At 31.3% G+C, this 26808-nt stretch carries 22 protein-coding genes, 2 tRNA genes and 2 pseudogenes; 17 read left to right on the forward strand and 9 right to left on the reverse strand.

The features are described from left to right. Positions 1–434: 434 nt before the first annotated feature. The gene (locus B6S12_RS08490) at positions 435–3086 is read right to left on the reverse strand and encodes a valine--tRNA ligase (protein ID WP_111230368.1); all 2652 of its coding nucleotides are present in this window, start codon (positions 3084–3086) and stop codon (positions 435–437) included. A gap of 157 nt (positions 3087–3243) precedes the next feature. Between B6S12_RS08490 and fliW the strand changes: the two genes are divergently transcribed. Next, a complete protein-coding gene (fliW, locus tag B6S12_RS08495; RefSeq protein ID WP_111230369.1) occupies positions 3244–3636 on the forward strand; it encodes a flagellar assembly protein FliW in 393 nt (130 codons plus the stop codon). A 6-nt stretch (positions 3637–3642) separates the two neighbouring features. Then, positions 3643–5679 carry an ATP-dependent helicase gene (locus B6S12_RS08500; RefSeq protein ID WP_111230370.1) on the forward strand — a complete coding sequence of 679 codons (2037 nt, stop codon included), beginning with the start codon at positions 3643–3645 and terminating at the stop codon, positions 5677–5679. Between the two features lie 717 nt (positions 5680–6396). On the opposite strand, the gene queC is transcribed toward B6S12_RS08500, so the two are convergent. Together queC and B6S12_RS08510 are read right to left on the reverse strand one after the other, a co-directional pair. Continuing rightward, positions 6397–7086 (reverse strand): 7-cyano-7-deazaguanine synthase QueC, encoded by a 690-nt coding sequence (gene queC / locus B6S12_RS08505; protein ID WP_111230371.1) that lies wholly within the window; start codon positions 7084–7086, stop codon positions 6397–6399. Between the two features lie 9 nt (positions 7087–7095). Further along, positions 7096–8130 (reverse strand): bifunctional 3,4-dihydroxy-2-butanone 4-phosphate synthase/GTP cyclohydrolase II, encoded by a 1035-nt coding sequence (locus B6S12_RS08510; protein ID WP_111230372.1) that lies wholly within the window; start codon positions 8128–8130, stop codon positions 7096–7098. 135 nt (positions 8131–8265) lie between these two features. On the opposite strand from B6S12_RS08510, the gene B6S12_RS08515 reads away from it, so the two are divergent. From B6S12_RS08515 to B6S12_RS11825, 4 genes and pseudogenes are all read left to right on the forward strand, one after another. Continuing rightward, a tRNA-Gln gene (locus tag B6S12_RS08515) sits at positions 8266–8340 on the forward strand. A 70-nt stretch (positions 8341–8410) separates the two neighbouring features. Continuing rightward, positions 8411–8487: transfer RNA gene (locus B6S12_RS08520), tRNA-Met, on the forward strand. A 715-nt stretch (positions 8488–9202) separates the two neighbouring features. Next, positions 9203–9466 (forward strand): annotated as a pseudogene (locus B6S12_RS11820) (methyl-accepting chemotaxis protein); the annotation flags it as partial. Beyond that, positions 9446–9901 carry a CZB domain-containing protein gene (locus B6S12_RS11825; protein WP_425454663.1) on the forward strand — a complete coding sequence of 152 codons (456 nt, stop codon included), beginning with the start codon at positions 9446–9448 and terminating at the stop codon, positions 9899–9901. The pseudogene B6S12_RS11820 and the gene B6S12_RS11825, both read left to right, overlap by 21 nt. A 7-nt stretch (positions 9902–9908) precedes the next feature. On the opposite strand, the gene B6S12_RS08530 is transcribed toward B6S12_RS11825, so the two are convergent. Both B6S12_RS08530 and B6S12_RS08535 read right to left on the reverse strand, forming a co-directional pair. Further along, positions 9909–10229, reverse strand: coding sequence for an SMR family transporter (locus B6S12_RS08530; protein ID WP_111230374.1), 321 nt, complete (start codon positions 10227–10229; stop codon positions 9909–9911). Continuing rightward, positions 10222–10566 (reverse strand): DMT family transporter, encoded by a 345-nt coding sequence (locus tag B6S12_RS08535; RefSeq protein ID WP_111230375.1) that lies wholly within the window; start codon positions 10564–10566, stop codon positions 10222–10224. Before B6S12_RS08535 ends, B6S12_RS08530 begins: the two co-directional genes overlap by 8 nt. Positions 10567–10716: 150 nt before the next feature. Here B6S12_RS08535 and aroB point away from each other — a divergent pair, with 150 nt between their 5' ends. The 5 genes from aroB to B6S12_RS08560 are packed head-to-tail and all read left to right on the forward strand — an operon-like array spanning position 10717 to position 16661. Then, positions 10717–11742: a 3-dehydroquinate synthase gene (gene aroB / locus B6S12_RS08540; protein ID WP_111230376.1), complete on the forward strand. Its 1026-nt coding sequence runs from the start codon at positions 10717–10719 to the stop codon at positions 11740–11742. Further along, on the forward strand, positions 11739–13397 hold the full coding sequence (locus tag B6S12_RS08545) for a mechanosensitive ion channel domain-containing protein (RefSeq protein ID WP_111230377.1): 1659 nt from the start codon (positions 11739–11741) through the stop codon (positions 13395–13397). The genes aroB and B6S12_RS08545 overlap by 4 nt, the downstream gene beginning before the upstream one ends. 9 nt (positions 13398–13406) lie before the next feature. Then, on the forward strand, positions 13407–14687 hold the full coding sequence (gene mtaB / locus B6S12_RS08550) for a tRNA (N(6)-L-threonylcarbamoyladenosine(37)-C(2))-methylthiotransferase MtaB (RefSeq protein WP_111230378.1): 1281 nt from the start codon (positions 13407–13409) through the stop codon (positions 14685–14687). Further along, positions 14674–16338 carry an AAA family ATPase gene (locus B6S12_RS08555; RefSeq protein WP_111230379.1) on the forward strand — a complete coding sequence of 555 codons (1665 nt, stop codon included), beginning with the start codon at positions 14674–14676 and terminating at the stop codon, positions 16336–16338. The genes mtaB and B6S12_RS08555 overlap by 14 nt, the downstream gene beginning before the upstream one ends. Continuing rightward, the gene (locus tag B6S12_RS08560) at positions 16335–16661 is read left to right on the forward strand and encodes a hypothetical protein (protein ID WP_111230380.1); all 327 of its coding nucleotides are present in this window, start codon (positions 16335–16337) and stop codon (positions 16659–16661) included. Before B6S12_RS08555 ends, B6S12_RS08560 begins: the two co-directional genes overlap by 4 nt. Here B6S12_RS08560 and B6S12_RS08565 read toward each other — a convergent pair. Both B6S12_RS08565 and B6S12_RS08570 read right to left on the reverse strand, forming a co-directional pair. Beyond that, positions 16618–16962, reverse strand: a complete 345-nt coding sequence (locus B6S12_RS08565; RefSeq protein ID WP_245892632.1) for a hypothetical protein — start codon at positions 16960–16962, stop codon at positions 16618–16620. The two genes, B6S12_RS08560 and B6S12_RS08565, sit on opposite strands and share 44 nt — an antisense overlap. A gap of 17 nt (positions 16963–16979) precedes the next feature. Next, positions 16980–17312, reverse strand: coding sequence for a DUF5666 domain-containing protein (locus tag B6S12_RS08570; protein WP_111230381.1), 333 nt, complete (start codon positions 17310–17312; stop codon positions 16980–16982). Between the two features lie 90 nt (positions 17313–17402). Between B6S12_RS08570 and B6S12_RS08575 the strand changes: the two genes are divergently transcribed. Then, on the forward strand, positions 17403–18356 hold the full coding sequence (locus B6S12_RS08575; RefSeq protein ID WP_111230382.1) for a tRNA dihydrouridine synthase: 954 nt from the start codon (positions 17403–17405) through the stop codon (positions 18354–18356). Here B6S12_RS08575 and B6S12_RS08580 read toward each other — a convergent pair. Beyond that, entirely contained in the window at positions 18353–19942 is a 1590-nt protein-coding gene (locus B6S12_RS08580; protein WP_111230383.1) for a methyl-accepting chemotaxis protein, read from the reverse strand. The genes B6S12_RS08575 and B6S12_RS08580 overlap by 4 nt on opposite strands. A 45-nt stretch (positions 19943–19987) precedes the next feature. Further along, positions 19988–21304, reverse strand: coding sequence for a sensor histidine kinase (locus B6S12_RS08585; RefSeq protein ID WP_111230384.1), 1317 nt, complete (start codon positions 21302–21304; stop codon positions 19988–19990). 138 nt (positions 21305–21442) lie between these two features. Here B6S12_RS08585 and glyS point away from each other — a divergent pair, with 138 nt between their 5' ends. From glyS to B6S12_RS08615, 5 genes and pseudogenes are all read left to right on the forward strand, one after another. Continuing rightward, positions 21443–23497 carry a glycine--tRNA ligase subunit beta gene (gene glyS, locus B6S12_RS08590; RefSeq protein WP_111230385.1) on the forward strand — a complete coding sequence of 685 codons (2055 nt, stop codon included), beginning with the start codon at positions 21443–21445 and terminating at the stop codon, positions 23495–23497. Continuing rightward, entirely contained in the window at positions 23497–24087 is a 591-nt protein-coding gene (locus tag B6S12_RS08595; protein ID WP_111230386.1) for a beta/alpha barrel domain-containing protein, read from the forward strand. The genes glyS and B6S12_RS08595 overlap by 1 nt, the downstream gene beginning before the upstream one ends. Positions 24088–25003: 916 nt before the next feature. Beyond that, a complete protein-coding gene (locus B6S12_RS08605) occupies positions 25004–25381 on the forward strand; it encodes a hypothetical protein (RefSeq protein ID WP_111230387.1) in 378 nt (125 codons plus the stop codon). 11 nt (positions 25382–25392) lie between these two features. After that, complete coding sequence (locus B6S12_RS08610) at positions 25393–26442, forward strand: WG repeat-containing protein (protein ID WP_111230388.1); 1050 nt, start codon at positions 25393–25395, stop codon at positions 26440–26442. 159 nt (positions 26443–26601) lie between these two features. Then, positions 26602–26808, forward strand: a pseudogene (locus B6S12_RS08615) (hypothetical protein); the annotation flags it as partial.

The raw sequence follows: 26808 nt of genomic DNA on the forward strand, positions 1-26808 counted from the left end.
CTAGTTTCAAAAAGAAACTAGAATAAAACATATCTAACAAAACAATAAGTTTCTAGTTAATACCTGCTTAACTTAGATTTAAAGCATTTTAAAAAATTCTTCTAAAGGTAAAGAACAAAGCTCCCCGCAAGCGTAGCGTAGTGGGACGGAGGCTTCAGGTAGGTGCAGGGAGTGGAACTCCCGCTCGCGTAATGAGGAATTCACAACCCCAGCAAAGTTAAAATAAGCAGGTTAGAATCTTTTCTTTTTGCCTTTTATTTAAACTCTTTTGTTTTTTATCACTATTTATAAATGATAGGTTTATTGATTGTGCTTTGTGAGTCTTTAGGCTGCCATGGACTTTCAAAACCCTATAAATAGAAAATAAAGCCTTTATAGCTTCTCTATTATCAACATTGCAAAAGACAATAAACCTATCTTATAAAAACCCCTTATTAAGCCTTAAGTGTTTTTAATTCTTTGTTAATTTTGTCTAGCTTTTCTTTTTGCTCTTTTAAAGCTTCTTGATTTGTTTCTAAGACATTTTTAGGTGCATTCGCGACAAATTTTTCATTATTTAACATATTTTCTAGTTTAGTTACTTCTTTTTGCGTTTTTTCTAGCTGTTTTTCTAACTTCGCAATGATAGGAGATAAATCAATGCTTGTAGTTGGAATATAGCTTTCAAGCTTTTCTGTAATGTCTGCAATACATTTTTCTTGCTTATACGAAACAAATTCCAATTCCTCTACTTTAGCAAGTTTGCAAACATAGCTTTTAAAAAGAGGCTTTAGATTGTCTTCTAGGGCTAAATTCACATAGGCTAGAGGAATTTTTTGATTTGCCAAATCAATACTCGCTTTTAATCTCCTAATAGAAATAATAGAGTCTAAAATTAGTTCAAATATCTTAAAATTATTTGCATTAGCATAAGAGAAAGTTGGATATTCTTTTACCATAATAGAGCCACACTCTTCTAAAGTAGTTCCATTAAGCTTGTGCCACAAATACTCACTAATAAAAGGCATAAAAGGATGCAAAAGCAACATAGCTTCTTTAAAAATTGCTCCAAGCTCTTCTATAGATTGTTTATCAGCTTTACTTAGCTCAATTCCCCAATCACAAAATTCACCCCACAAAAAGCGATAAAGAGTGCTAGCAGCATCATTAAAACGATAGTTGTCAATATTTTGACGCACTTCGCAAATAGTATTAGATAAAAGCTCTGCTAAATATTTTCCTAATGGTGTTTTTAATTCTCCCAAATCTTTTAAATCCTTGAAGTTTTGTGCATTTAAAAGCAAGAAGTTACAAGCATTATAGAGTTTATTTGTGAAGTTTTTACTAATTTCTAATTGGTTGGTAGAAAGCTTTACATCTCTTCCTTGTGCACAAAGTATAGCAAGAGTAAAACGCAATACATCTGCACTATATTTTTCTATAACTTCCAAGGGATCTACTACATTGCCTTTACTTTTACTCATTTTTTGTCCAAATTCATCTCTTACAAGTGCATGTAAATAAATATCTGGAAAAGGAAGCTTATTAAAGAAATATTCTCCCATCATAAGCATTCTAGCCACCCAAAAGAAAAGAATATCAAATCCTGTAATCATTAAAGAGTTAGGATAAAACTCTTTTAAATCCTCTTCATTCCATAATGTATTTTTGCCAATTTCCTTATTTCCAAATCCAAGTGTTGAAAAAGGCCATAAAGCCGAGCTAAACCAAGTATCTAGCACATCTGGATCTTGTTTAATATTATTACTTTGGCATTTAGGACAAGAATGCGGAGTGCTAGTGCTTGCCCACTGGTGATTGCATTCACAATAAAAAACAGGAATTTGATGTCCCCACCAAAGTTGCCTTGAGATACACCAATCACGAAGTTCTCTCATCCACGCATTATAGTTATTCTTCCATTGTGGCGGAAAGAAATTGCCCTCATTTGCATTGATTTTTTCAATTGCTTTTTTTGCTACTTCTTTTTTTAAAAACCATTGTTTTGAAATATAAGGCTCTACGACATTTCCACAACGATAACAATGCCCTACTTGATTTTTATAATCCTCTATTTTTTCTACAAAGCCAAGTTCTTGCAATTTTTGCACGATAGTTTCTCTAGCTTCTAATCTCTCTAGACCTTGAAATTCTCCTGCAAGTTCGTTTAAAATTCCAAATTTATCAAAGGCGACAATTTGCTCTAAGTTATGGCGTTTCCCTACCTCATAGTCATTAACATCATGGGCGGGAGTTACTTTCACAGCACCACTTCCAAACTCCATATCCACATAAGAATCTGCAATAATAGGAATGCTTCTATTAATAATTGGTAAAACTACTTTTTTACCAATTAATGAAGAGTAGCGAGTATCATCTGGATTTACCATAACAGCACTATCACCAAAATAGGTTTCAGGGCGTGTGGTTGCTACAACAATATAATCTTTAGAATCTTCTAAAAAGTAACGCAAATGGTATAACTTGCCATTATTTTCTTTGTATTCCACTTCAATATCACTCAATGCACCATCGTGTGTGCACCAATTTACAAGATATTTGCCTTGTATAATATAGCCCTCATTATAGAGTTTTACAAAGGCTTCTTTAACACACTCTTGCAAACCCTCATCCATAGTAAAGCGTGTTCTACTCCAAGCAGGAGAACTGCCAAGCTTTCGCATTTGCTTTAGTATCATTCCTCCACTTTGCTCTTTCCACTCCCACACTTTTTTTACAAATTCTTCTCTACCTAATTCTTCTTTTTTAATGCCCTGCTCTAAAAGCTTTTTTTCTACTACATTTTGTGTAGCAATCCCTGCATGATCTAAACCAGGTTGCCAAAGTGTCTTATAGCCATTCATTCTTTTATAGCGTGTGATAATATCTATTAAAGTATGATTTAGTGCATGTCCTATATGCAAACTTCCCGTTACATTAGGGGGTGGAAGCATAATAGAGAAATTTTTACCTTCTTTTTGAATGGCTTTGTTGCCATCTATTTCAAAATATCCTTGTTTTTCCCAAAACGCATAAAAAGCTTCTTCAATAGCTTTTGGATCGTAGGTATTTTTTGTTGTTTCTTTTTTTTCTTGATTATCTTGCATAAAGTGCCTTTTTAAAAATATGGAATGGTTTTTGCTATATTCAATTTTGAATTGTGAATTTTGGATTTTACCAAAAAAACGATAACTTGTGAATTAAAGCAAAGGATTATGGTAGAATACAAAAAGAATTTCATATTTTAAAATTAAAGGAGTGAATATGACAGCAAAGAGGATTTTGGTAAAATCTCCCATTTTAGGTTTTGAAGAAGTAAGTGAAGTGGATTTTGCAGAGGTAGATGATGGTGCATTAGCCTTTTTATCTATGGTTGGAAAAGATTCCCAATTACTTTTAGTAAATCCCTATAAAGTGAGAGAATATTCTTTTGAAGTTCCTGCGGTTACTCAAACTTTACTTGATATTAAGGCAAATTCCAATATCAAAGTTTTTTGTGTATTTGTAAGAGAAAAAGAAAGCGAAATTAGAATTAATTTTCTAGCTCCTATTGTGATTAATTGTGATAATAGCACTTTAGCTCAAGTGGTTTTAAATGCTAAAGAATATCCTAGCTTTGGTGTTGCTGAATCTATTAAAAGCTATATTAAAGAATAATCTAGCTTGCCTCTCTCACAACTAAATACCCAGCAAAAAGAAGCTTGTCTAGCACCTAGCGGACACAATCTAGTGATTGCTTCTGCAGGAACTGGAAAGACTTCTACGATTGTTGGGCGCATTTCTTATTTATTACAAAATGGCATTAAGCCTAATGAAATTTTACTACTTACTTTTACCAATAAAGCCGCCCAAGAAATGTTGGCAAGACTAGAGAAAAAGTTTTCTAGCGAAGTAGTAAAACAAATTGAAGCAGGGACATTTCACGCTGTTGCTTATCGCTATTTAAAAAATAGATTTTCCATTGTCTTAAAACAACCTCGCGAACTTAAAGTGCTTTTTAAAAGCATTTATGAAAAACGCACTTTTATGGAAGCTTCTATTTTAACTCCTTATGGAGCCAATTATCTTTATGACCTTTTTTCTTTATATTTTAATTCTACAATCAGCGAGGACTTTGCCTCATGGCTAAAAGGAAAAAATGCAGAGCAAGAGCGTTATGCAGAGATTTATTTGGATATTTGGGAGGAATTTTCCGCACTTAAAAAGGAATACCATTATGTAGATTATAATGATTTGTTACTAGATTTTAAAAAGGCTATCTTAGAAGATAAACCCCATTTTAAAGAAGTTTTAGTAGATGAATACCAAGACACAAATCCTCTTCAAGACTCCATTTTAAACGCTCTTAATCCACCCTCTATTTTTTGCGTAGGAGATTATGATCAAAGCATTTATGCTTTTAATGGAGCAGATATTAGTATTATTGGAAGCTTTAAGGAAAGATATAATGATGGTAAAATTTTTAGTTTAACAAAAAATTATCGCTCTAGTGCTTCTATTTTAAATCTTGCAAATAGAGTCATTGAAAAAAATCCCAGAATTTATCCCAAAACCTTAGAAGTAGTAAAAACGCAAGATTTTGGTGCTCCCACACTTTTAGTATATGATGAACTGTTTTTACAATATCAAGGCATTGCAAACAAAATCAAACTTACAAACCGTGCTTTTAGTGATATTGCTGTGATTTTCCGCAATAACTCAAGCGCTGATGGCATTGAAGCCAGTTTGAGAGAAATTGGCATCCCCTCACGCAGAAAAGGAGGTATTAGCTTTTTTGATTCTAAAGAAGTGGTGTATCTTTTAAATCTTTGTTCAATTTTATATAATCCTAAGGATATGATGTCCTTTATCCATATTTTAAGCCATGCAAAAGGTATAGGTAATGCACTAGCAAAAGATATTTATGAGGGTTTATTGCTACTAGGCGATGGGAATTTAATCTATGGAATGTTAAATCCTAACAAAGAAATCAAAGAACCCTATAAAAGAAAAACACAGCACACGCAACTTGGTCTCTTTGATGACTTTTACCAACAAGCAAGTTTAGAGCGGTTTTCTAATGTGGTAGAAGAAGGCTTTAAAAATAATGTAATTTTAAGCCATTCTAAAATTCATAAAGAGGGAGCAGAATTTTTAAATGCACTTTATATATTTTTTAAAACCTTAAGAGGAGAAAAACGCCCCTATGAAATTATTAGCAAAATTGCTTCTATGCCCATTTTTCAGAGCGTAGCACAAAAACTAGCTAAAGATCGTGCCACTACTAAAGAAGGAAATATCAATGAAACAAAACGACAAGAAGCAATAGAACGCATTGAAAAAAAGGTAGTTTTACTTAAAAATCTAGCAGGACATTATAAAGAACTTGGAAGATTTTTAAATGCAATGGTTCTTGGTTCTAGCGAGATGAGCGAGGGAGAGGGGGTAAATCTTTTAAGTATCCATGCAAGCAAGGGCTTAGAATTTGGTGAGGTGTATATTGTAGATTTAATGGAGGGGAGGTTTCCCAATAAAAAACTCATGAGTCAAGGAGGAAGTTTAGAGGAAGAAAGAAGACTTTTTTATGTAGCAGTTACAAGAGCTAAAGAAAATCTTTATCTAAGTTTTGCCAGAAAAGATGCAATTAAAAATATCCCTTATGATGGTTCTATTTTCTTATATGAAGCAGGGATGTTACAAGGCAAAAATAATGCAAAATAAGAGACAATTTAAGTTTTTTGCTTCAACAACATTTACTTCCAAAACTCTTTTGCCTATTAATGTTAATTTAATTTTAAATCTTTAAATTATTATTGAGCTTCTAAAAACTTGTAAAATTTATTGTTTAGCCTTTTGCTTCTAAAATTTAAAATTCTTCAATAATATTCCCTTATTTTCCACAAATATTATTAAATTCCATATTTTTTATTGCAAGATTTTAAAAGATAGCTTTATCTACTTATTATATATCTCTTGCTCCTTATTGTAAAAATTTTACAATAAGGAAATTAAAGCCACTACTTTAGTAAAGATTAAAGAATACAAATATTTTTGCATTTACTTGCAAGTTTTTCATTTTTAAAAGCCTTTTATTGCATTAAGGTTTCCTTTGCTATATTAATTTTAAGTAAAATATCTCTTTATTATTTTTTAGAAATACTAATATTTGATTGCTTTATAATAAACTTTTATCCAAGTATCATGCAAATATTTCATTTTTACTCACAAAGACTTAATTGATTGCAAAATGCAGTCAAACCTTTGTGATATTTAACAGATCATTCAAGTATCTTAGTTATTTTTGCTAGATTACCGCATAATTTTTATATTTATTTGCGATAATACAGCAATTCTAATGGCAATAGATAAGCTTTGTGAGTTCTATAAATTTTAATCCCTACAAACGCTATTCAAATTTTCCCTATTTATTCCTATAAATCACATTAAAAAATTAAGAGAATTTTTATAAGGTATTTTATCCTCTTTTTGCGCCTCTCTAAATCCCCTAAGGCGTAATAGGCAACTATCACATTCCCCGCATGCCTCATCCTCACCCTCATAGCAAGACCATGTAAGCTCCAAAGGAACACCAAGTTCTAAAGACTTTTTAACAATATCAACCTTTTTCATTTTTAAAAGAGGAGTGCAAATCTCTACACTATAACATTCTTTTGTTCCTTTGTTAATAAATTCTTGTGCTTTTTTGATAAAATCTCCCGTGCAATCTGGATATCCACTGCCATCTGCTTCAATTACCCCTATATAAATACGCTCACATTCCTCTTTTTCTGCGATACTTCCTGCTATACTTAAAAATACTCCATTTCTAAAAGGCACATAAGTAATAGGCACCTCCCCTACTTTTCCTAATTCATTTTTTGGAACTGCCAAATTTGTATCTACAAGTGCATTCCCACCTATTACTTTCAAAAAATCCATATCCAAAGAATAGCTTTTATACACTTGCAATTCCTTACAAATTGCATCAAAACATTCTTTTTCTTTTTTCTGTGTTCTTTGTCCATAATTAAAATGGATAGCCACAATTTCATAACCTTCTTTTTTAGCCAAATATGCACACAATGTGCTATCCATACCCCCACTTAAAATACAAAGTGCTTTTTTCATAAAACAGCCCTAATCCAATTCAATCTTATCAATCATTTTAAGATTAAAACCACCAAGCATCAAACTTTGTTGTTCCACTTCGCTTGTGCTTAAAAGTCTAAAATTTTGCACTTGAAGACTTTTTAGTATTTGAGCACCTATCCCCACTCCTTTAATGTCTTTTTGCTTATGGGTTTGCATACACACTAGATACCCCCCTTCTTGTGACATTTTTTCCACCGCTTTTATGAGTGCGTTAAACTCTGCACCATTTTCCATAAAGTCCACATCCTCTTTAATATGGTGGAATTTCACCAAAGGCTCTTTGCTATCTTTAAACTTAAAAACACGATGGATTCTATTAAGATGATCTTGTATTTCAATCTTTTGCGTCTTTTTACCGCAAAATTCCGCCTCTTTAGTGCCAACAATCTTAATAAGCTGTTCAAACTGCAAACGATACTGCACTAAATCTGATACATAAAGAATTTTTAGATGATGTTTTTTGGAAAAATCTATTAAAAATTTATCCCCTCTATGTGCCATCATTCCATCTTCTTTCATAATTTCACAAATCACGCTAATAGGCTTTAAACCTGCTAATTTACAAATATCCACACTTGCTTCGGTATGCCCTGTGCGTTCTAACACTCCTCCTTCTTTTGCAATAAGAGGAAAAATATGCCCTGGACGCACAAAGTCTTCTGGCTTAGTATTAGGCTTACACATAAGATTAATGGTTAAATCCCTCTCATATGCTGAAATTCCTGTTTTTGCCTCTTTTGCATCAATGGATACAGTAAAAGCTGTTTCATGGTTTGAGCTATTTTTACTCACCATTGGAGGTAAATCAAGTGTTAAAGACAATTCTTTAGTAATAGATACACAAATAAGCCCCCTCGCCTCTTGTGCCATAAAATTAATTTTTTCAGGTGTGCTAAAGATTCCTGCCATCACCAAATCTCCCTCATTCTCCCTATCCTCATCATCCATCACAATAATCATCTCTCCATTTTTGATTGCTTTGATTGCTTCTTCTACTCTTAAAATTGCTTCATTTTGCATAGTTTCACCTTGATTTTACTGCCTAAGGCATTTAATTTCATTAAATAATTTTTACGAAGTATAACCTTTTTTTTTTAAAGTTTTGTAAAACTCTTGACTTTAGTAAAAACTTTTTGTATAATTTCGGCTCGTTATTGGGGTATCGCCAAGCGGTAAGGCACCTGGTTTTGGTCCAGGCATTCCGAGGTTCGAATCCTTGTACCCCAGCCACTTTTTAAACTTACATTATTATATAAGAACTTATAACTAAAAATAGTTTTTCTCTTTTTTAGATTATTATCGCGGGGTAGAGCAGCCCGGTAGCTCGTTGGGCTCATAACCCAAAGGTCGGTGGTTCAAATCCGCCCCCCGCTACCAAATTTTTCATAATTATTTTTATTATTGTTTTAACTTCTTTAAGAATAGAGCAGAATTTCACTCAAATTATTTTTATTCCACCCTTTCTTTAAATATTTTAAGATTAGCTATTTACATAAATTTTAATGCTATTTAACTTTAAATCACTTAAATTTAATAAAAAATAAGTAGTTTTAACTTAATCATAAATTATATTTTAATTTCTATTTAAAATTATATTTAATTTATTTAAATTTTTTGTAATTTGTTGTAAAATAGTAAAATTAAATTTACACTTTTGATGACACATCTTTGTTTTATCAAATTTAAGAAAGGATTTAAAATGTTTGGCAGTAATCAATTTAAAGAAGAACTCAAAAAAGCTTTAGAACAAAATAAAGCCTTAAAAGAACAAATTGCTCGCTTAGAAGCAGAAAATCAAGCTCTTACTCAAGAAATTGATCTTGTAAAATCTGAAAAAGCTCCAAAATGCACAGAAGCTTTTAAAGATATGACGCTTGCGTTAGCTTCAAGTTGTGCGACAAATCTCAAAGTTCTCCAAGATGACTTTGCAAAATCCGTCAATCTTTTAGAAGACACAAAGAAGAATTCCACAAACAATATCCAACAAACACAAAGCACTCAAGCAAAACTTGAAAATGGCATTGCAAGTATGACCGAAAAACTTTCTGAATTTAATCATATGATAGAGCAAGTTCAAAATGATTTCACTGCCATTGCAAGTATTATTTCGCTCATTACCGATATTTCAGATCAAACCAACCTTCTAGCACTCAATGCTGCAATTGAAGCTGCAAGAGCAGGAGAGCATGGGAGAGGATTTGCAGTAGTAGCAGATGAAGTTAGAAAACTAGCAGAACGCACACAAAAGGCAACAAAAGAAATTGAAATGAATATTCAAATTGTGCAACAAAATTTCTCAAGCGTTCAAGCCTCTACAGATGAAATCTTACAAGGCATGGAAGAACTAAACAATGAAAACCAATCTTTAGAATCTATCCGCAATTCTGCAGATCAAATCTTAAAAGAAACAGATATTATCCGCTACACTACTTTTGTAGGCTTAGTTAAACTAGATCACTTACTCTTTAAAATCAATGGCTACAGCTCTATCTTTAGTGAAAATATGGAAGCACAATTTGTAGGACATCATGATTGCCGTCTAGGAAAATGGTATGATAGCGGAAATGGTAAATTAGAATTCTCTATGCTTCCTAGCTATAGTAAACTAGAAAGCTCTCATGAGGGCGTTCATAGCAGCATTATTGCTGGATATGAACTCATGAAAAAACACAATGGAGCACAAGATTGCCTAGAGGAAATTAGCATACATTTCCAAAAAGCAGAAAAAGCGAGCTTAGAAGTTGTAACAATACTTGATAGTCTTTTAAAAGAAAAACTTGATACCATCTAAAGAGCTTTTAAGCGCTCTTTAGAGTGATTACTGCCAAAATCACCACAAAAATTCCAACCCAACCAATAGGTTTCAACCTCTGATTAAAAAAATAATATCCTCCAAGTGTAGTCCCTAAAATCCCAATACTTCCCCATAAAGTATAAGCAACTGCCAATTTCATTCCCTCCAAGCTTAAAGTTAGCAAATAAAAAGCAAGCCAAACAAGCAAAATAGATAAAATTCCCCATTTATAATTTCTAAAGCCATTAGATTTATTTAAAGCCAAATTTGCCACAATATCTAAAAGTGCTGCTAAAATCACATAAACTAAATAAATATTAAACATTTTGTTCTCCATGTTCTTCACCCAAATTCACCAAAACAATCCCAATAATTGCTAATGCTAATCCGATATATTCTTGTGTTTTTAGCTCCGTATCAAAAACAAAAAGTGCAATAATCGTAATCAATGAAAGACCAACAATCTCCCAAATAGCATAAGCCACCCCCACACTAATTTTCCTAATAGAAAGTGACATAAAATAATATGCTATCCCAATCATAAAAAACAAAATACAATAAACTAAAATTTTACTACCCCCAACTTGTGCATAATTAACCACTGAAACCCCAAAAACTTCACAAACAATTGCCAAAATCAAAAAAAACCATGCTTTAAACATATAGCTTCCTTAAAATAATCATTTTTAGGAATTATATCTACACTTCTTTTAAAAAAATACAAATATTCTCTTAAAACCTATACTTATAAGGAGTAAATAAAGCAAAACTTGGTAAAATCTTAAAAAATTACAATCAATAATGAGGTAGTTATGGATTGCATTCATTTGCCAACATATTCCATTCATTTTGGAGAGCTTCCCAAACTTTCTCACGATGGAAAAGTCTTAATTATTACCAACTCCAAGATTGCTGGCTTGCATTTAAATAAACTTTTATCCCATTTTAGCGCTAATGAAATTTATTGCATTTGCTTACAAGATGGGGAAGAATACAAAAATTTTAACAGTATTGAAACTATTTTAGAAGCTGCATTTAACCATCGCCTAAACCGCAATTCTCTAATGATAGCACTAGGAGGAGGGGTTATTGGAGATATGGTTGGCTTTGCGGCTGGCATTTTTATGCGTGGTATTCCCTACCTTCAAATCCCAACCACCCTACTCTCACAAGTAGATTCAAGCGTAGGCGGAAAAACAGGTATCAATAACCGCTTTGGAAAAAATCTCATAGGACTTTTTAATCCACCAAAAGCCGTCTATATAGATACCTATTTTCTACAAACCTTACCTAATCGCGAATTTAGTGCAGGAGTAGCAGAAATTATCAAAATGGCTGTTTGTTTTGATAGGGATTTTTTCACTTTCTTACAAGAAGCTAATTTAGAAGACACCAATATCTTAAAAGAAATTATTTATAGGGCTGTTAGCATTAAAGCAAAAGTCGTATTAGAAGATGAAAGAGAAAAAGGAATAAGAGCTGCTCTAAATTATGGGCATACCTTTGGACACATCATTGAACGCTTGGGTAATTTTAGTGAATTTCTACATGGAGAAGCAGTTAGCATCGGAATGATTATGGCAAATACACTGGCTTTAAAATTAAATCTTATCTCTAATGAAGAATTTACTAACATTAAAAATCTTCTTAATAAATTCCATCTGCCTACCCACTATAAAATCAACAATAAAGAAGCATTTTATTCTGATTTCTTTTTGGATAAAAAGAGTCTAGATCATAAAATAAAATTTATTTTGCCCAACAAAATAGGTGCTTTTGTCATAAAAGACAATCTCCCAAAAGAACTTCTTTTGGAAACTTTAGCGAGTTTTGAATGAAATTTTTTATAAAGTTTTTAGCTTTTAGCTTTATTTTTTTGGGACTGCTTAAAGCAGAAGTTTTTAGCAATGATTTAAAACAAATTAAACTTTTAGATGAAAAAATCTCTAAAATCAATCTTTTTTTAAATAATCCCAATAATGTCTGGATGAAAAAATACTCCAATTATGTAGCTTATAAACAAATCATCTATTCGCTTAACAAAACACAAAATGAAATTACACAACTTGAAAATAGACATTTAAACATAGAAGAGCAAAACCATCTTTCAAACCTACAAAGAAATCTCAACACTCTAAAACGCCAAAGAGAACTCTTAAGTCCCTATAAAGATGCTCCCTTTAGCGAGTTAATCCAACCCCATGATTTAAAAGATATACCTTCTGTTACAAATCCTATTCTTATTATTCAAGCTTTCTCTTATATTAAGCTTATTAATCAAGAGCAAGAGCGGTTGGAACGCAATTTTGCAGATTTAGAAAATAATCTTAAGCAACTAAAAGACAAAGATACACTTTTAAAAGAATTGCTTATTTTTTACACAAATGCAGAATATACTCAAAAAATTTCACAAATCTGCACTAAAGATTATTGCCTCTTCAATAAAGAAGCAGATATAAGGCTTGCAATAAAAGAAAATATCCTAGCCCTAGAAGAGCTACAATCTGCGAAAAATATTTTCAATACCACCCTAGAAATTTTTACAAAAAATCGTGATGAAAATATCTCAAACCTCAAAGAACAAATCAAAAATCAAATTATAAAAGGTGCCTATATAGGTTTTTCCATTCTTTTTCTCTTTGTATTTGCTTTATTTGTAAAAATAGGAGTGAAAAAATACATTCACGATAATGAACGCATCTATACTACCAATAAAATCATCAATTTTTTAAATATTACTTTAGTGATACTCATTTTGCTTTTTGCATATTTAGATAATGTTACTTATCTTGTAACTGTGCTTGGTTTTGCTTCTGCAGGTTTAGCAATCGCTATGAAAGACTGGTTTATGTCTTTGCTTGGTTGGATAGTTATTGTAGTAGGAGGTGCTGTGCATGTAGGCGATCGCATTAAGGTTATCAAAGAAGGCGCTACCTATTTAGGCGATGTTTTGGATATCTCTATTTTACGCATTACTATGTATGAAGATATCACTTTAACAAGCTATATGGAAAATAGAAGAGCAGGAAGAATCGTTTTTATTCCCAACAACTTTATTTTTACTACAATGTTTTCAAACTATTCCCATGGAGGTTTAAAAACTGTATGGGACGGGATTGATTTTACAATTACTTTCCAATCCGATCATGCAAAAGCATGTCACATTGCTAGAGAATGTGCCAAAAAATACGCTAAAGGCTATACAGAATCTACAAAAAAGCAATTCAATAAGATGCGTGATAAATTCTCTCTTAAAAATACAAATGTAGAACCACGCGTTTTTAGTCTATTAGAGCCTAATGGTATTAGAATTTCTGTATGGTATCTTACAAATGCCTATGCTACTTTAGCACTAAGAAGTAGCATAAGTGCAGAAATTATTGACGCAATTTTAAAAGAACCCAATATCACAATTGCTTATCCTAGCACAACAGTTTATAGCGGAGGAGATATTTTACCCAAAACCGATGGCATTATTCCGCCCATTTCTTAAAGGACAAATATGAATACTTCTAATAAGCCAAAAGTCTATTTTAAAACTTTTGGGTGCAGGACAAATCTTTTTGATACACAGGTTATGATTAATTCTTTGCAGGATTTTTCACACACTCTTTATGAGGAAGATAGCGATATTGTTGTGGTAAATTCTTGCACGGTTACCAATGGTGCAGATAGTGGAGTTAGAAATTATGTGAATCGTTTGCAAAATGAGGGAAAAAGGATTTATTTTACAGGTTGTGGTGTAAAAACTCAAGGAAAAGAGCTTTTCAATAAAGGGCTTGTTTTTGGAGTTTTTGGACATTCTTTAAAAGAAAAAATCAATGAACTTTTAAATGCTAAAAACTCCTTTTTAGATGAGGGTGAACTAAATAGCCTTGATAGCACAATCATCACAGAATTTGTTGGCAAAAGCCGTGCTTTTATTAAAATTCAAGAAGGTTGCGATTTTGCTTGTTCTTATTGTATTATCCCAAGTGTTAGAGGTTCTGCACGCAGTTTTGAACTTAAAAAAATACTAGAGCAAATTAACATTTTAGCCCAAAATGGTTTTAGTGAATTTATCCTAACAGGCACAAATATGGGAAGCTGGGGGAAAGATGTGGGAGAAAGTCTAAGCACACTCGTTAGAGAAATTTGCCAAATTGATGGTGTGGTGCGTTTGCGACTTGGTAGCCTAGAGCCTTCTCAAATTGATGAAAAATTTTTAGAACTCTTAGAAAATCAAAAAATTGAAAGACATCTACATATCGCACTCCAGCACACTTCTCCCTTTATGCTAAAGCTTATGAATCGCCAAAATACCTACCCAAAAGATTTGGAACTTTTTAACTTCCTAGCACAAAAAGGATTTGCACTTGGTAGCGACTATATTATAGGGCATCCACAAGAAAGCGAAGAAGTATGGCAAGAAGCACTAGAAAACTTTAAAGCACTGCCTCTTACACATTTACATAGTTTTATTTACAGCAAAAGAGACAATACAAAATCTGCACTACTTAAAGCAGATGTTCCTGGAAATATTGCTAGAAATCGCAAGCAAATCTTAGAAAAAATCACACAAGAAAACAATTTTGCCCTAAGAAAAAAACTAGAAGAAAATAAAATCCCCCTAAAAGTTCTTATTGAAGATACTAAAGAGTTTAATGGGGGTTTTAAACTTCTTGGTTTAGATGAATATTACAATAAAATAGAAATCCAATCACAAAATTTTTACACAAAAGACACTTGGCTAGAAATTAAAAATTTTACCGCTAAAGAGGATAAAAACTATGCAGAAATCTAGAATTTTAATCTTTGCATTTTTAGCCTTTTTCCTTGCCATATTACTTTTTTTTGTTTTTATCTCTAAAGATAAAAGCGAACTTATAAGCTCTACACAGCTTCAAAATCTTATGCAAAATACCCTCCCACAAAATGCAAAAATAAAAGGAGATTATCTCTATTTTAACCTAGAAAATACCTCATATAAAATCGCAAAAGATAGCCTTGATTTACAAGAATTTGGTAAAAAAGTCCCCATATCTATTGCAAAAGAAAACAATAATTTATCCCTTTTTATTTTTGGTGGAATTTTTCTTGTGATTATCCTTTTGCTTTTTTTACAAAAAAAACCCTCCAAACAATCTTTAACAAATTCTCAAAACACTTTACAAAGCCAAGCGGCAAAAGACTATGCAAATGCTGCTTTTGATTTATATAGAATTAAACCTATGATTTCAAATCTTAGCTTTGAAGATGTAGCAGGAATTAGCGAAGCAAAAACAGAGCTTGAAGAAATTATTGATTACCTAAAAGATCCCAAAAAATATCAAGATTTTGGACTAAAGCTTCCAAAAGGTGTATTATTAATTGGCCCCCCAGGAGTTGGAAAAACACTCATTGCAAAGGCGGTCGCTGGAGAAGCTAAAGTGCCTTTTTTCTATCAAAGCGGTGCTAGTTTTGTGCAAATTTATGTAGGAATGGGAGCTAAAAAGGTAAGTGATTTATTCACAAAAGCTAAATTAAACGCTCCCTCTATTATTTTCATTGATGAAATTGATGCAGTAGGTAAAGCAAGAGGAGGAGGAAGAAATGATGAGCGTGAAGCCACACTTAACCAACTTCTAACCGAAATGGATGGCTTTGAAGATAGCAATGGCGTGATTGTAATAGGTGCTACAAACAATATAGAATCTATGGATGAAGCATTGCTTAGAAGTGGAAGATTTGATAGACGCGTATATGTGGAACTTCCTAATTTGCAAGAACGCATCAAAATCTTAAAAGTGCATTCAAGAAATAAAACTTGTGATTTTGATTATGAAGAGGTTGCAAGGCATTGCGTAGGTTTTAGTGGCGCAGATCTTGCAGCACTTTTGAATGAAGCAGGATTACTTGCTCTAAAAAGACATTCTAAAATTATCACAAAAGAAGATGTGTTAAATGTTAAAAATAAAATTGTTCTAGGAACCAAAAAGAAATTAAATTTAGAAGATAAAGAAAAAGAGATACTAGCCTATTATAAAGCTGCCAAGGCTTTTGCAAATTATTATTTTGGTTTTTCTTTTGATAAAGTTTCACTAAGCAATGAAGATAACAAGCAAAACACAAAAGAACTTGCTAGTAAAAATGAGCTTACCAATCAACTTAAAGTTCTGCTCTCTGGGATTGCAGCATTAGAACTTCTTTATAATGAAAAATATACTTATTCTAAAGAAGATTTAAAAGAAGCAAAAAATCTAGCCCAAAAAATGATAGAGAATTATGGTATGGGTGAATTTTTAATAGGCAAGCAAGAAGATTGTGTTTTGTTGTTAGAGGAGTGCAAAAAACAAATGTTTGATTTTTTTAAAAATTACCAAAAACAATTAAAAGCCATTGCATTAAAATTATTAGAAGAAGAAAAAATAGACTACAAAGAAATTGAAAATATTGCAAGTAGGCAGTTTATTTGAAAATCTTTGGCAAACTTTCTTTAACCCTCCCAAAGCAACTTATGAGTGATTTTAGCATTATAGGCGTGGAAGAAAACTCTAAAGAGGCTTGCGTTTTTACCTTTCAAAGCTTAATGCAACCCAAAAGAATCCAAACCCTAACACTCATAAACCCAAAAGAAGAGTTACCTTTTTTAAAAGAAATTGAAAAAAGCAAATGCAAAATCTACTTTTTTTTAAAGGAACAAAACTTTAAAGAAGCAAGAGAAAAATACGCTCCTTATGGGATTGTATTTTTAACTAATACGCCTTTGGCTTATGACACTCTATTTCAATCTCTTTAGCTACAGGCAGGACATCACCCTGCATTCCTTGCGGATAATATACTTTAATTTCTACATAAGTATCTTTTTTTAAATCCTTAAAAGTTCCATATTTATCACTACCAAAAGGACCGCAATTATCCATATCAATTTCTGTATTGGGTAAAATTTTAATACTAAGACGCTCCCCATAAAGTGAATCTACTTCAATAGTTTTTTCTTCATTATTAGAACCCACAATAACGCCTTCTAATTTAAAATGCTTAGCTATTGCCAAATTACTTAAAACCAAGAAAGTTAGCACAAAAATAAATGTTTTCATAAAAATACTCATTAATCTTAATAGGCTCTATTTCCGCATTTCCATTCAATTTCTTTTGCACCAAGAGTTCCATCTACTTGTGGGATTGCTTCTACTTCTACAAACATTCCCTCTTTTAATGCGTTAAATTTCTCATGTGTATCATTGCCAAAAACACCACAATCATCACCCTTTAACTTTGTATAAGGAAAAACTTTAATTTCAATATTTCCATTTGCACCCATAAGAGTAATAGTTTTCTTTGCATCATTGACGCTTGTAATTTGTCCATTAATATCTACATCACCATTTGCAAATACTGGAACCATACATAAACCTAATAAACAAACTCTACAGAAAAACTTTTTCATATTTTCTCCTTTAAACTATAAATATATTCGTATTTTAATAAAACTTTGTGTGTTTTTTGTTAAGATTGCAAATTTATTTTACATTTAAGGATGATTTTGAATATTATAAAAGACAACACTCTTATGATGGCTCCTCTAGCAGGCTATAGCGATCTTCCTTTTAGAGAGGTGGTAAAAAAATTTGGTGCAGACATTACAGTTAGCGAGATGATTAGCGTGCATGCCCTAGCCTACCAAAACAAAAAAACACTCAAAATGGTAGAAAAATCCCCCCTAGAGAACCCATTTGCCCTACAAATTGCTGGCAATGATTTAGAAATTATCAAAAAGGCTGTGGAGCTTATTAACACTTTTAAAGATACTATTCAAATTTTAGATTTAAACTGTGGCTGCCCTGCTCCAAAAGTTTCCCACCATGGCAGTGGCAGTTCTCTTCTAAAAGACCTAGACAAATTAGTCAGTATTTTAAGGCTTTTAAGAGAGGTTAGCCTTCTTCCATTTCTAAGTGTAAAGGTGCGTTTAGGATTTGACAAAAAAATTCCACTAGAAATTGCAAATGCACTCAATGATGCACCTATTGATTATGTAGTAGTGCATGGAAGAACCAAAAGCGATGGATACAAAAAAGACAAAATTGATTACAACTCCATTGCCCTAATGAAGCAAACTTTAAAATGTCCCCTCATTGCAAATGGTGAAATCACCTCCAAAGAAGTTGCAAAACAAGTAAAAGAACAAACCGGTGCTGATGGCTTAATGATAGGAAGAGCCGCCATTGAAAAACCTTGGATTTTTACACAGATTAAAGAAGGTTTAGAAGAATCTGTAAGTTTGCGTAAAAAAGTTATTTTGGAGCATTTTGATAGAAGCATAGAATTTAGAGGAGATTATGGAGTGATTATGTTTAGAAAAAATCTCCATGCCTATTCTAAAGGATTAAGGGGTGCAAGCGATTTTAGAAACCTTGCTAACACCCTAAGCGACCCCAAAGAAACCAGAAAAGTTATTGAAGATTTCTTCAATACTACTGATTTTGAAAGCTAACATTTAAAAGAATCTAGTTGCTTATCTAATAAGTTTGCATTATTTGCAAGCTCTTTAGTAACTTTATCAATAAGCTCCACACTTTCATTGTTTTTATAAGTTAAATCTTCTATTTTTTCCACCTGTTCTAGCACATTATGCACTGCCTTTACAAGTTCATTTGTTTTTTGCAAAGACATACTAGATTCTCTTACTGCTTCTTCAAGCGACTTTACACTTGCTTCTACTATCTCTCCACTTTGTATAGACATTTGCGTAATCTTAGAAGTATTTTCTACATTTTGACGCATTACTTCATTAGCATCATTGCTTGCTTGAATAATCAAATTGACTACCGCATTAATCTCACCCAAACTCTTATGTGTGCGTTCAGCAAGTTTTCTTACTTCATCAGCAACCACAGCAAAGCCACGCCCAGACTCTCCAGCCCTTGCTGCTTCAATGCTAGCATTAAGAGCCAAAAGACTTGTTTGATCTGCTATTTCTGCAATAATTGTCAAAACATCTTTAATTCTATTGGTATCTTGTGCATTTTGCTCCAAACGATCCGATATTGCATGTTCGGCTGCCATATTATTTTGCATTTCATCTGCCATTTTAAGCAAAAGTTCTTTAGTATCTAAAAGCTCTTTAGAAGATTTTTTAATATCTTGTGCACTTGTTTCTACAAGTTTTGAGGATACCTCTAACATTTCTCCTATTTCTTTTCCAAGTTTTGCACTCTCTTTTGTAACCTCTACACTTGTATGAATTCTCTCATTAATCTGATTAGAGGCTTCAAAAAGACTATTTGCCTGCTGCTTACTCTGATGTGCTGAGTCTTTGGCACTTTCAATAGTATTGCGGATTTTTTGTATGAAATCATTAATATAAGAACTTGCTTTTGCAATTTCATCTTGATTTTTTACCGGCAATCTTCTTGTTAAATCCCCCTCGCCTTGAGAAATATCATAAGCCACACCTGCAAGATTTTTAATAGGATTAAAAACAAGATGATTAAACACAAATAGCAAAAACATCAACGCTATAAAGCTAAGCCCAAACATCCATAAAAACACTTCTTTTTTAATCTCATTAGAATTTTCAACAAGCTCTTTATTGGAAATTTGCATTTTAACAACGCCTAGTGGCTCTCCTACTTGCGTGCTAACATGACACATCACACAAGCTTCTTCGGCCACTATTGGCTTTAGCATTAAAAATCCACTATCTTTCTCACTTGCAAAAGGCACTATTTTTTCTTTTTTATTTGCAAAAATATCTAAAATCTCTTTATCTTGTGTAAATTCTACAGGATCTGCCATCATTTCAATTACTTTTTGTGAGGGATAAATTTCTAATCCCGCCACACCTTCAATCTTCTTAGAAGCACTAATAAAACCATTAATTACTAAAGGATCTCCTGTATTCATAGCAAGCTTTAAACCCTCATATAACAAAGCATTTAGCTTATTTAACTCGCTAGAAGAATTATTTTTTGCAATATTATTAAAGCCATTTTGCAGATTTAAAAAAACCATACTAAAAAGAATACTTAAAAATACAACTATCATAACAATAATTTTTGATCTAATCGTTTTAAACATCTAACTCCTTAATTTTTTCAATACTTAATTATGATTATAGTGATTTTAAGTTTTTGTTTCACTTATACAAGGATTTTGTATGCGGAATTCTGCACCATTTTTATTATCCACAAAAAAAACTTTCCCCGCCATTTGTTCTAAAATCATATTCACCATAGGCAATCCAATTCCGCTTCCATGCTCCTTAGTCGTAAAATAGGCTTCAAAAACTTTATCATGTAACTCCTTATTTACTCCCCCACCATTATCTCTTACTTTAATGTTACAAAATGGTAATTCCTCTTCTTTTTCACATACAATTTCTATCTTTCCTTTTTTTATTTCTTCTCTAGAAAGCCTTACTCTAATTGCGTCCATAGCATTTTCTATTAGAACAATAATAATTTGCTGGAACTCATTTTTACTAGCACAAATTTGCACTTTTTCAAAACCTTTGCTTTTGCGTAATTTAACATTCATTTCTCTATCCACTTTGGAATAAAAAAGCTTTAATGTTTCTTCTAATACCTCATAAACCTTAAAGCAAGTTTTTTCTTTATTAGGCTTAAAAAACTCTCTAAATTCATCAATAGTTTTTGCCATAAATTGCACTTGAGTATTTAACATCCCTAAATATCTTTCATAATTTTCTTGTTCTTCTTCATTTTTTAAAGAATAGCTTTTAAGGTTTTGTGCAATTAAGCTAATAGAGTTTAGGGGCTGTTTCCATTGGTGTGCTATATTTCCTATCATTTTACCAAGCTCTTCAGTTTTACCCTTTTGCATAAGCATAGCTCTTTTATATTCTAGTCTCTCTTCTAAACACACCACATAACTTAAATCAACCACCATAAAATAAATCATTGTTACTTCAGCAAAACTAAAAAGATGTAATGTAAAGAGCAAGGGCACATTCACCTTATCTGACAAAGTAAGATTTGCCCTAAAACTTCTGCGGATTTTATTCTCTTTTAAAAGGTTAATTTGTTCAAAAACATAATTTTTTAACTCTTTATCAGCAAACAACTCTAAAATATTGCAATTTAACATATCCTTATGAAAAATTTCTTTAGAAGCACTATTATTTTTAATAACCTTTAAATCTTGTGCCTGCACGATTAGGGCTGCATTAACACTATTTTCAAACAAATATTCTTTAGTATAATCGCTTTGAATTCTTTGTGCAATTTCCTGCTCTAACTGCACTGCTAATTCTTGGCTAAGTTTTTGCATTTCTTCTTGCTTATCCAAAATACCTGCATAACTTTTTTGCTCACTACTAATTTGTTTTAACAGTTTTCTATGGCCTAGCAATAGATACATTACAAATGCTAACAAAGTTAAAACAATTAACCACTCTATAAAATGCTCTCTAAAAATCATAACTTTTTATAAACCCTCCCATTAATATTTTGAAATTATAACTTATCAAATAGATAAAAATCCTAAAAAATTTTTTTTAAAGCTTTTATTTTATTACTTTTGATACAATTTTAAAATTTTACAAAGAGGTATTTTATAATGACAACTTCGCTTTTATTAGAAATTGGGATTGAAGAAATCCCAGCAGTTCCCTTTTTAAAAGAGCTTCCAAATATTCCTAAAAAATTTCATGCTCTTTTAAAACAATACCGCCTAGACTGTGAATTTGACTTTTTTTACACACCTAGACGCCTAGTAATCCTTTCACAAAACTTTAAAAAAGAGCAAGAAGCACAAATTTTAGAATTTTTTGGTCCACCTAGCAAAATTGCTTATGATAATGAAGGCAACCCTACAAAAGCAGCTTTAAGCTTTTTTCAAAAATGTGGAATTTCCAAAGAAGAAGCAACACTTGCCACAAAAGATGGTAAAGAGGTGCTTTATTGCAAAAAGGAAGCAAAATCACTTTCTTCTTTTGAGCTTTTAGAACAAATTGTTTGTGAATTTTTAAAATCTCTTGAGTTTGGAAAAACAATGCGTTGGGGAGAAGAAAAAGAAGCCTTTATCCGCCCTATCCGCTCTATTTTAGCCTTACTAGATGATAAATTAGTTCCCATTTGTGCCTATGGAGTGCAATCTAAAACTTACACCTTTGTGCATCGCTCCATAAGCTATGAACCAAAAGAGGTGCAAAATTTACAAGATTATCTAAAAACCTTGCAAGAAAATTGCATCATTTTAAATCCAAAAGAGAGAGAAGAAAAAATCTTAAAAGAGATTAAAGATATTGAAGCAAAAAATAATATTAAAGTAGAACTAGATCAAGAACTTTTAGAGGAAATCATCGCTATCACCGAATATCCTACAGCTCTTTTTGGAGAATTTGAAGAAAGATTTTTAGAAATCCCAACTCCTTGCATTATCACTTCTATGAAAGTCAATCAACGCTATTTTGCTACCTACAAAGAAGAAGCTTTATACAATGGCTTTATTGTAGTTTCAAATTCTCTAGCCAAAGATTTTAGCAATATCATACAAGGAAATGCAAAAGTATTGCGTGCAAGATTAGAAGATGCACTCTTCTTCTACCATAATGATTTAAAAAATGGTTTAAACCCTGAAAGCCTAAAAAGCGTTACTTTTATTGAGGGGCTTGGCTCTATGTGGGACAAAACGCAAAAAGAGCGAGAGATTGTAAAAATCTTAAGCGAAGCGTTTAAAGCAAGATTAATAGAAACTTATCAAGATTTTGGACTAGTCCAAGAGATATTAGATCAAGCCTCCCTACTCTCCAAAGCAGATTTAATGAGTGAAATGGTGTATGAATTTACAGAACTACAAGGGATTATGGGCTACTACTATGCTAAAGCAGCACGCTATGATGAACGCGTAGCTATAGCTATTAAAGAACAATATCTACCAAACTCTGAAGAAAGTGCAATGCCAAGCAATCTCATTAGTGCCCTTATCGCTCTTTCTTATAAGCTAGATAATCTTTTAGGGCTTTTTAGTATCCATAAAATCCCAACAGGCTCTAAAGATCCTTTTGCATTAAGGCGTGCTGCAAATGGTATTATTAAAATCATCTTGCATTTTAATTTAAATTTTGATTTAAAAGTAATTCTTTTAAAACTAAAACATCTTTATAGCGAATTTGATATTACTCTTTTGGAAAATTTCATTTTAGAACGCCTTGAATCCACACTCCCTTTCAATCCTTCTTTAATCCGTGCAGTATTAAGCTCAAAAGAGCACGATTTATTGCTAGTGTTTTTAAAACTTAATGCTTTAAATTCTGCATTAGAAAGCCAAGATAAAAACGCACTCACACAAACCTTTAAACGCTTAAGCAACATCACAAAAGATGTGGATTTAGAAAGCTCACTAGAAATCATAGAAGAAAAGCTAACAGCAAGTGAGGAAATAGAGCTTTTTAACGCATTAAAAAACTACCAAACGCAAGAAATTGCCAAAGAAGACTACCAAAAAAGACTAGAACTTTTATTGAGTTTTGCTCCTATTTTGGATAGATTTTTTGATAAAGTGCTAGTAAATGCGCCCGATGAAATCTTTAAAAATAACAGAAAGCACTTAATTGCTAAAATCTATAAAGAATTTTTAGAAATTGCAGACATTAAGGAAATTAGTTTTTAATGAATATAAACAAAATTAAAGCCAAAATAGAAGAAAAAAAGAAACTTTATCCACAAGAATGGCTTGGCAGAAGCCTAGCCTACACACCCTACCAACCACGCTCTATTCAAGCTTTACTTAAAGAAAAAAATGGAAAAGCAATCTTTCATCTAGCTTCACAAAACTTTTTAGAAATTGCAAAAACTAATGAAGAAAATGCCCTATGCTTTTATTTACAAGATTTAGAAAATCTTGCATATTTGCGTCGCTACACCTTTTTGCCTTTAATTTATGATTTTCCTATTATAGATGATTATCAGATTTTAGAAGCTCTTGTATATGGTTGTGATTGCATTTGCCTATCCCCCAGTCTTCTTTCTCAAAAAGAGTTAAAAGATTTTAGCGATTACGCTTTTAAATTAGGGCTAGATTGTATTTTTCACATAGAAAATTCTAGCGATATTACTAAAGCAATTTTTGCAAAAGCAGAAATTTTAAATATCAACACAAAAAAAAATCTCCTCTCTTTAATCCCCAAAAACAAGCTAATTATTGCCCACCATTCTCTTCAAACTCTAAAAGGAGTAGAAGCTTTTGTTAAAAGCCTTTAATCCTCAAAAACTCTATGATTTTTAAAATAGCCTCTAAAATTTTACTCTTTTTATTATTTTCTTAAAACTCTAATTAGCACAAAATTTCTTGGATTTTATCACTATAAATGCTCTCTTTTATAGATTACAAGATCACAAAATTATTATAACAATCCATAAAAACTTCAAAAAGTTTTCCTATTCATCCCCCTAAAAGCAAAACCACTAAATAACCTCTTTTATTTTATTGCTAACTAATAGAGTTTATTTCATTATCATTGCAAAAATCTTTAGACTAATAATAGTCTAATAACAAATATTAAAAGTTTAATCTCTTCTTGTTATTCTAAAGACTTTAGCTAAAATTTTCCTAAATAAAAAATAATGAATTAAAATTTAAAAAAACATATATTAGAATTCTGTGAGGGGTATTTTAAAAAGTAGATGTAACTATCTCAAGATATTTTTAGTGAAAATCCCATAAATGCGATATTAACGCATATAAAAAGTGCCATTTTAAATTTCTGCAAACAAGTGCAAAAAATCCCAAATATCCCAAAATGTCCGTTTTATCCCAAATAAGTGTTTAAAAGCTGTGTAAAGCTTGGTTAAATGCGATATTAGAACCTAATATTTCCTATCCCAAAATAATAAAAACTCTTTAGAGATAGTTACATTTTTGCTTAAAATAATCTTATAAAATATTTTGATGTAACTATCTTCTTTAAATGCCTATAAATCGTATTTTAACCACCTTTTATTCTAAAAATATATGTAACTATCTATGTCTTTAAGTTTTATAGGATAGTTACATGTAATTCTTAAATATTTTCTAAAATTTTTTTTATGAAATATTAATGCCATATTGAATAATTTTAAGAATAATTTTATTATTTTATGTTACAATAACGCCATATAAAATAAAAAAAGGAAAAAAATGCTAAACAACTTCTCTTCTAAAGTTTATCAAAAGAAAAATGGCGAGCTTATGTTTTACATCAATAGTATTAACGAGCAAGGTGCTAGAGTAAGTGTAGGTTTTGGAGATAAAATTTACACTTCTAAAATGACAACAGCACAAAAAAGATTACTAGAGGAATGGTTTAAAAAGCTAGAGAGCTTAGAGGCTACTATAAGTGATTTTAAAGAGCTTGAAACCCACCACCAAAAGGCAGATTTAGACTTTGAAGTAAAATTATTTATTACAGATAATGCAGAAATTGCAGGAAATAAAGTTTTAAGTGATGGAGCTTATATTTTATACAAAAAAAATCTTTATAGTTTAGAAGAAATTTGTGGAAGTTTTGAAAAATAAGGAGGCATAGAATGAAAAATACAAAAAAAGAACTTATTTTTACTGATATTTTAGCAGGAGTAAAGTATTTTACTTTTGAGGATAAAGGAAAATTTGGAATTTTAAGAGAAGATAATAAAGTTGTTTTAAAACCTGTTTTTGATGTAATCGAGGATTTTAGCATTAACTACTTTGAATTTAATAACGATGAGCAAGAACATCTTTTTGTTAATAAGCACAAAAACTTAAAAAATCTTTATTATGAGGGCAAAAGTTATAACTTTGGATTGCTTTTTAGGCTAAATAGTAAGTTTGGAATTGTTGATTTTAAAGGTAATGTGATTATAAAACCAATTTATACTTATATCCATTCATTTAATAATGATGGTTTAGCATTTGTAAGAAAAGATAAAAAATGCGGTTACATTAATAAAAAAGGGGAAGTTATTGTAAAAATAGAATACGACCAAATTTACACAACAGAGCTTAAAGCTAAAAACTACATTTTTATAAAAAATGAAAAATATGGCTTAATGGATAAAAAGTTTAATATTCTTTTAGAAGATTGTGAATGGATACAAAGTTTTAGCGATAAAGATTCTTATTGCTTGTTTAGCGAAAATGGAAAATATGGCGTTTTAAACAGAAATGGAGAAATTGTAGTGAATCCTGTTTATGAAAAACTATTTATGAATGAAAGTAATTTTTTCTATAAAGAAGGGGATAATTTTAAGAAAATAACACTTAAAAAAATGATTGCAAACAATAAAAAACAATATAAAATTTCACATAATGAGTTTGCTAGTTTTCTAAAAACTCCAGCTCCAACGCTTTATAATTGGGGAAATAACGACAAAGATTATAAAAAAAATCTTTATAATTTTTTAAGAAGCTTTAAAAAGCAAGAGCTAGAATATTTTTTAAAAAGCGAGAATGGTTTAAGCGATTACAAGATTAGTAAAATAACAAAAGTCCCAGCAAAAACATTATCAAATTGGGCAAAAAGCGATAGTTATTTAAATGTGATATATAGAATTTTAAAAGGAATAGATTTAAAAGCATTGAATATTTTTTATAAGTAGGATTTGTTTTTTATCTTTTAGAAGTCAAAGTGCCACTTTCTCCACTTTGATTTCTAACACAAATATTCTTCTTTTGCTTTTATTTTTCTTTCACTTTAAAAGCTTTTCTTGCAATTTGAAATTTTATGCTTTAATACTAAAAAGTATAAAGGAATATCTATGCAAAACACTATTCATTTTAAAACTGCAATAACAAACAAATCTAAGTCTTTTAAAAACACTCCCTTTTGTATGGAAGAAATTATAGAAAAGTTAAAAGATATTTTAGCAAGTGAGGGAATAAAAAATATAAGTGCTAAAGAAGTTGCAAAAGAGCTAGGAATAAATCCTGATACTTTTAATTCTATGAAGTTTAGAAACTCTATC

The organism is Helicobacter valdiviensis (assembly GCF_003245365.1).
GTDB lineage: Bacteria > Campylobacterota > Campylobacteria > Campylobacterales > Helicobacteraceae > Helicobacter_D > Helicobacter_D valdiviensis.

Excerpts from the sequence above, each read along its gene's own strand:
- B6S12_RS08490 (WP_111230368.1), bottom strand. The coding sequence starts at position 3,086 with ATGCAAGATAATCAAGAAAAAAAAGAAACAACAAAAAATACCTACGAT.
- fliW (WP_111230369.1), top strand. The coding sequence starts at position 3,244 with ATGACAGCAAAGAGGATTTTGGTAAAATCTCCCATTTTAGGTTTTGAA.
- queC (WP_111230371.1), bottom strand. The coding sequence starts at position 7,086 with ATGAAAAAAGCACTTTGTATTTTAAGTGGGGGTATGGATAGCACATTG.
- B6S12_RS08510 (WP_111230372.1), bottom strand. The coding sequence starts at position 8,130 with ATGCAAAATGAAGCAATTTTAAGAGTAGAAGAAGCAATCAAAGCAATC.
- B6S12_RS11825 (WP_425454663.1), top strand. The coding sequence starts at position 9,446 with ATGGAAGAACTAAACAATGAAAACCAATCTTTAGAATCTATCCGCAAT.
- B6S12_RS08530 (WP_111230374.1), bottom strand. The coding sequence starts at position 10,229 with ATGTTTAATATTTATTTAGTTTATGTGATTTTAGCAGCACTTTTAGAT.
- B6S12_RS08535 (WP_111230375.1), bottom strand. The coding sequence starts at position 10,566 with ATGTTTAAAGCATGGTTTTTTTTGATTTTGGCAATTGTTTGTGAAGTT.
- aroB (WP_111230376.1), top strand. The coding sequence starts at position 10,717 with ATGGATTGCATTCATTTGCCAACATATTCCATTCATTTTGGAGAGCTT.
- B6S12_RS08545 (WP_111230377.1), top strand. The coding sequence starts at position 11,739 with ATGAAATTTTTTATAAAGTTTTTAGCTTTTAGCTTTATTTTTTTGGGA.
- mtaB (WP_111230378.1), top strand. The coding sequence starts at position 13,407 with ATGAATACTTCTAATAAGCCAAAAGTCTATTTTAAAACTTTTGGGTGC.
- B6S12_RS08555 (WP_111230379.1), top strand. The coding sequence starts at position 14,674 with ATGCAGAAATCTAGAATTTTAATCTTTGCATTTTTAGCCTTTTTCCTT.
- B6S12_RS08565 (WP_245892632.1), bottom strand. The coding sequence starts at position 16,962 with ATGAAAACATTTATTTTTGTGCTAACTTTCTTGGTTTTAAGTAATTTG.
- B6S12_RS08570 (WP_111230381.1), bottom strand. The coding sequence starts at position 17,312 with ATGAAAAAGTTTTTCTGTAGAGTTTGTTTATTAGGTTTATGTATGGTT.
- B6S12_RS08575 (WP_111230382.1), top strand. The coding sequence starts at position 17,403 with ATGATTTTGAATATTATAAAAGACAACACTCTTATGATGGCTCCTCTA.
- B6S12_RS08580 (WP_111230383.1), bottom strand. The coding sequence starts at position 19,942 with ATGTTTAAAACGATTAGATCAAAAATTATTGTTATGATAGTTGTATTT.
- B6S12_RS08585 (WP_111230384.1), bottom strand. The coding sequence starts at position 21,304 with ATGATTTTTAGAGAGCATTTTATAGAGTGGTTAATTGTTTTAACTTTG.
- glyS (WP_111230385.1), top strand. The coding sequence starts at position 21,443 with ATGACAACTTCGCTTTTATTAGAAATTGGGATTGAAGAAATCCCAGCA.
- B6S12_RS08595 (WP_111230386.1), top strand. The coding sequence starts at position 23,497 with ATGAATATAAACAAAATTAAAGCCAAAATAGAAGAAAAAAAGAAACTT.
- B6S12_RS08605 (WP_111230387.1), top strand. The coding sequence starts at position 25,004 with ATGCTAAACAACTTCTCTTCTAAAGTTTATCAAAAGAAAAATGGCGAG.
- B6S12_RS08610 (WP_111230388.1), top strand. The coding sequence starts at position 25,393 with ATGAAAAATACAAAAAAAGAACTTATTTTTACTGATATTTTAGCAGGA.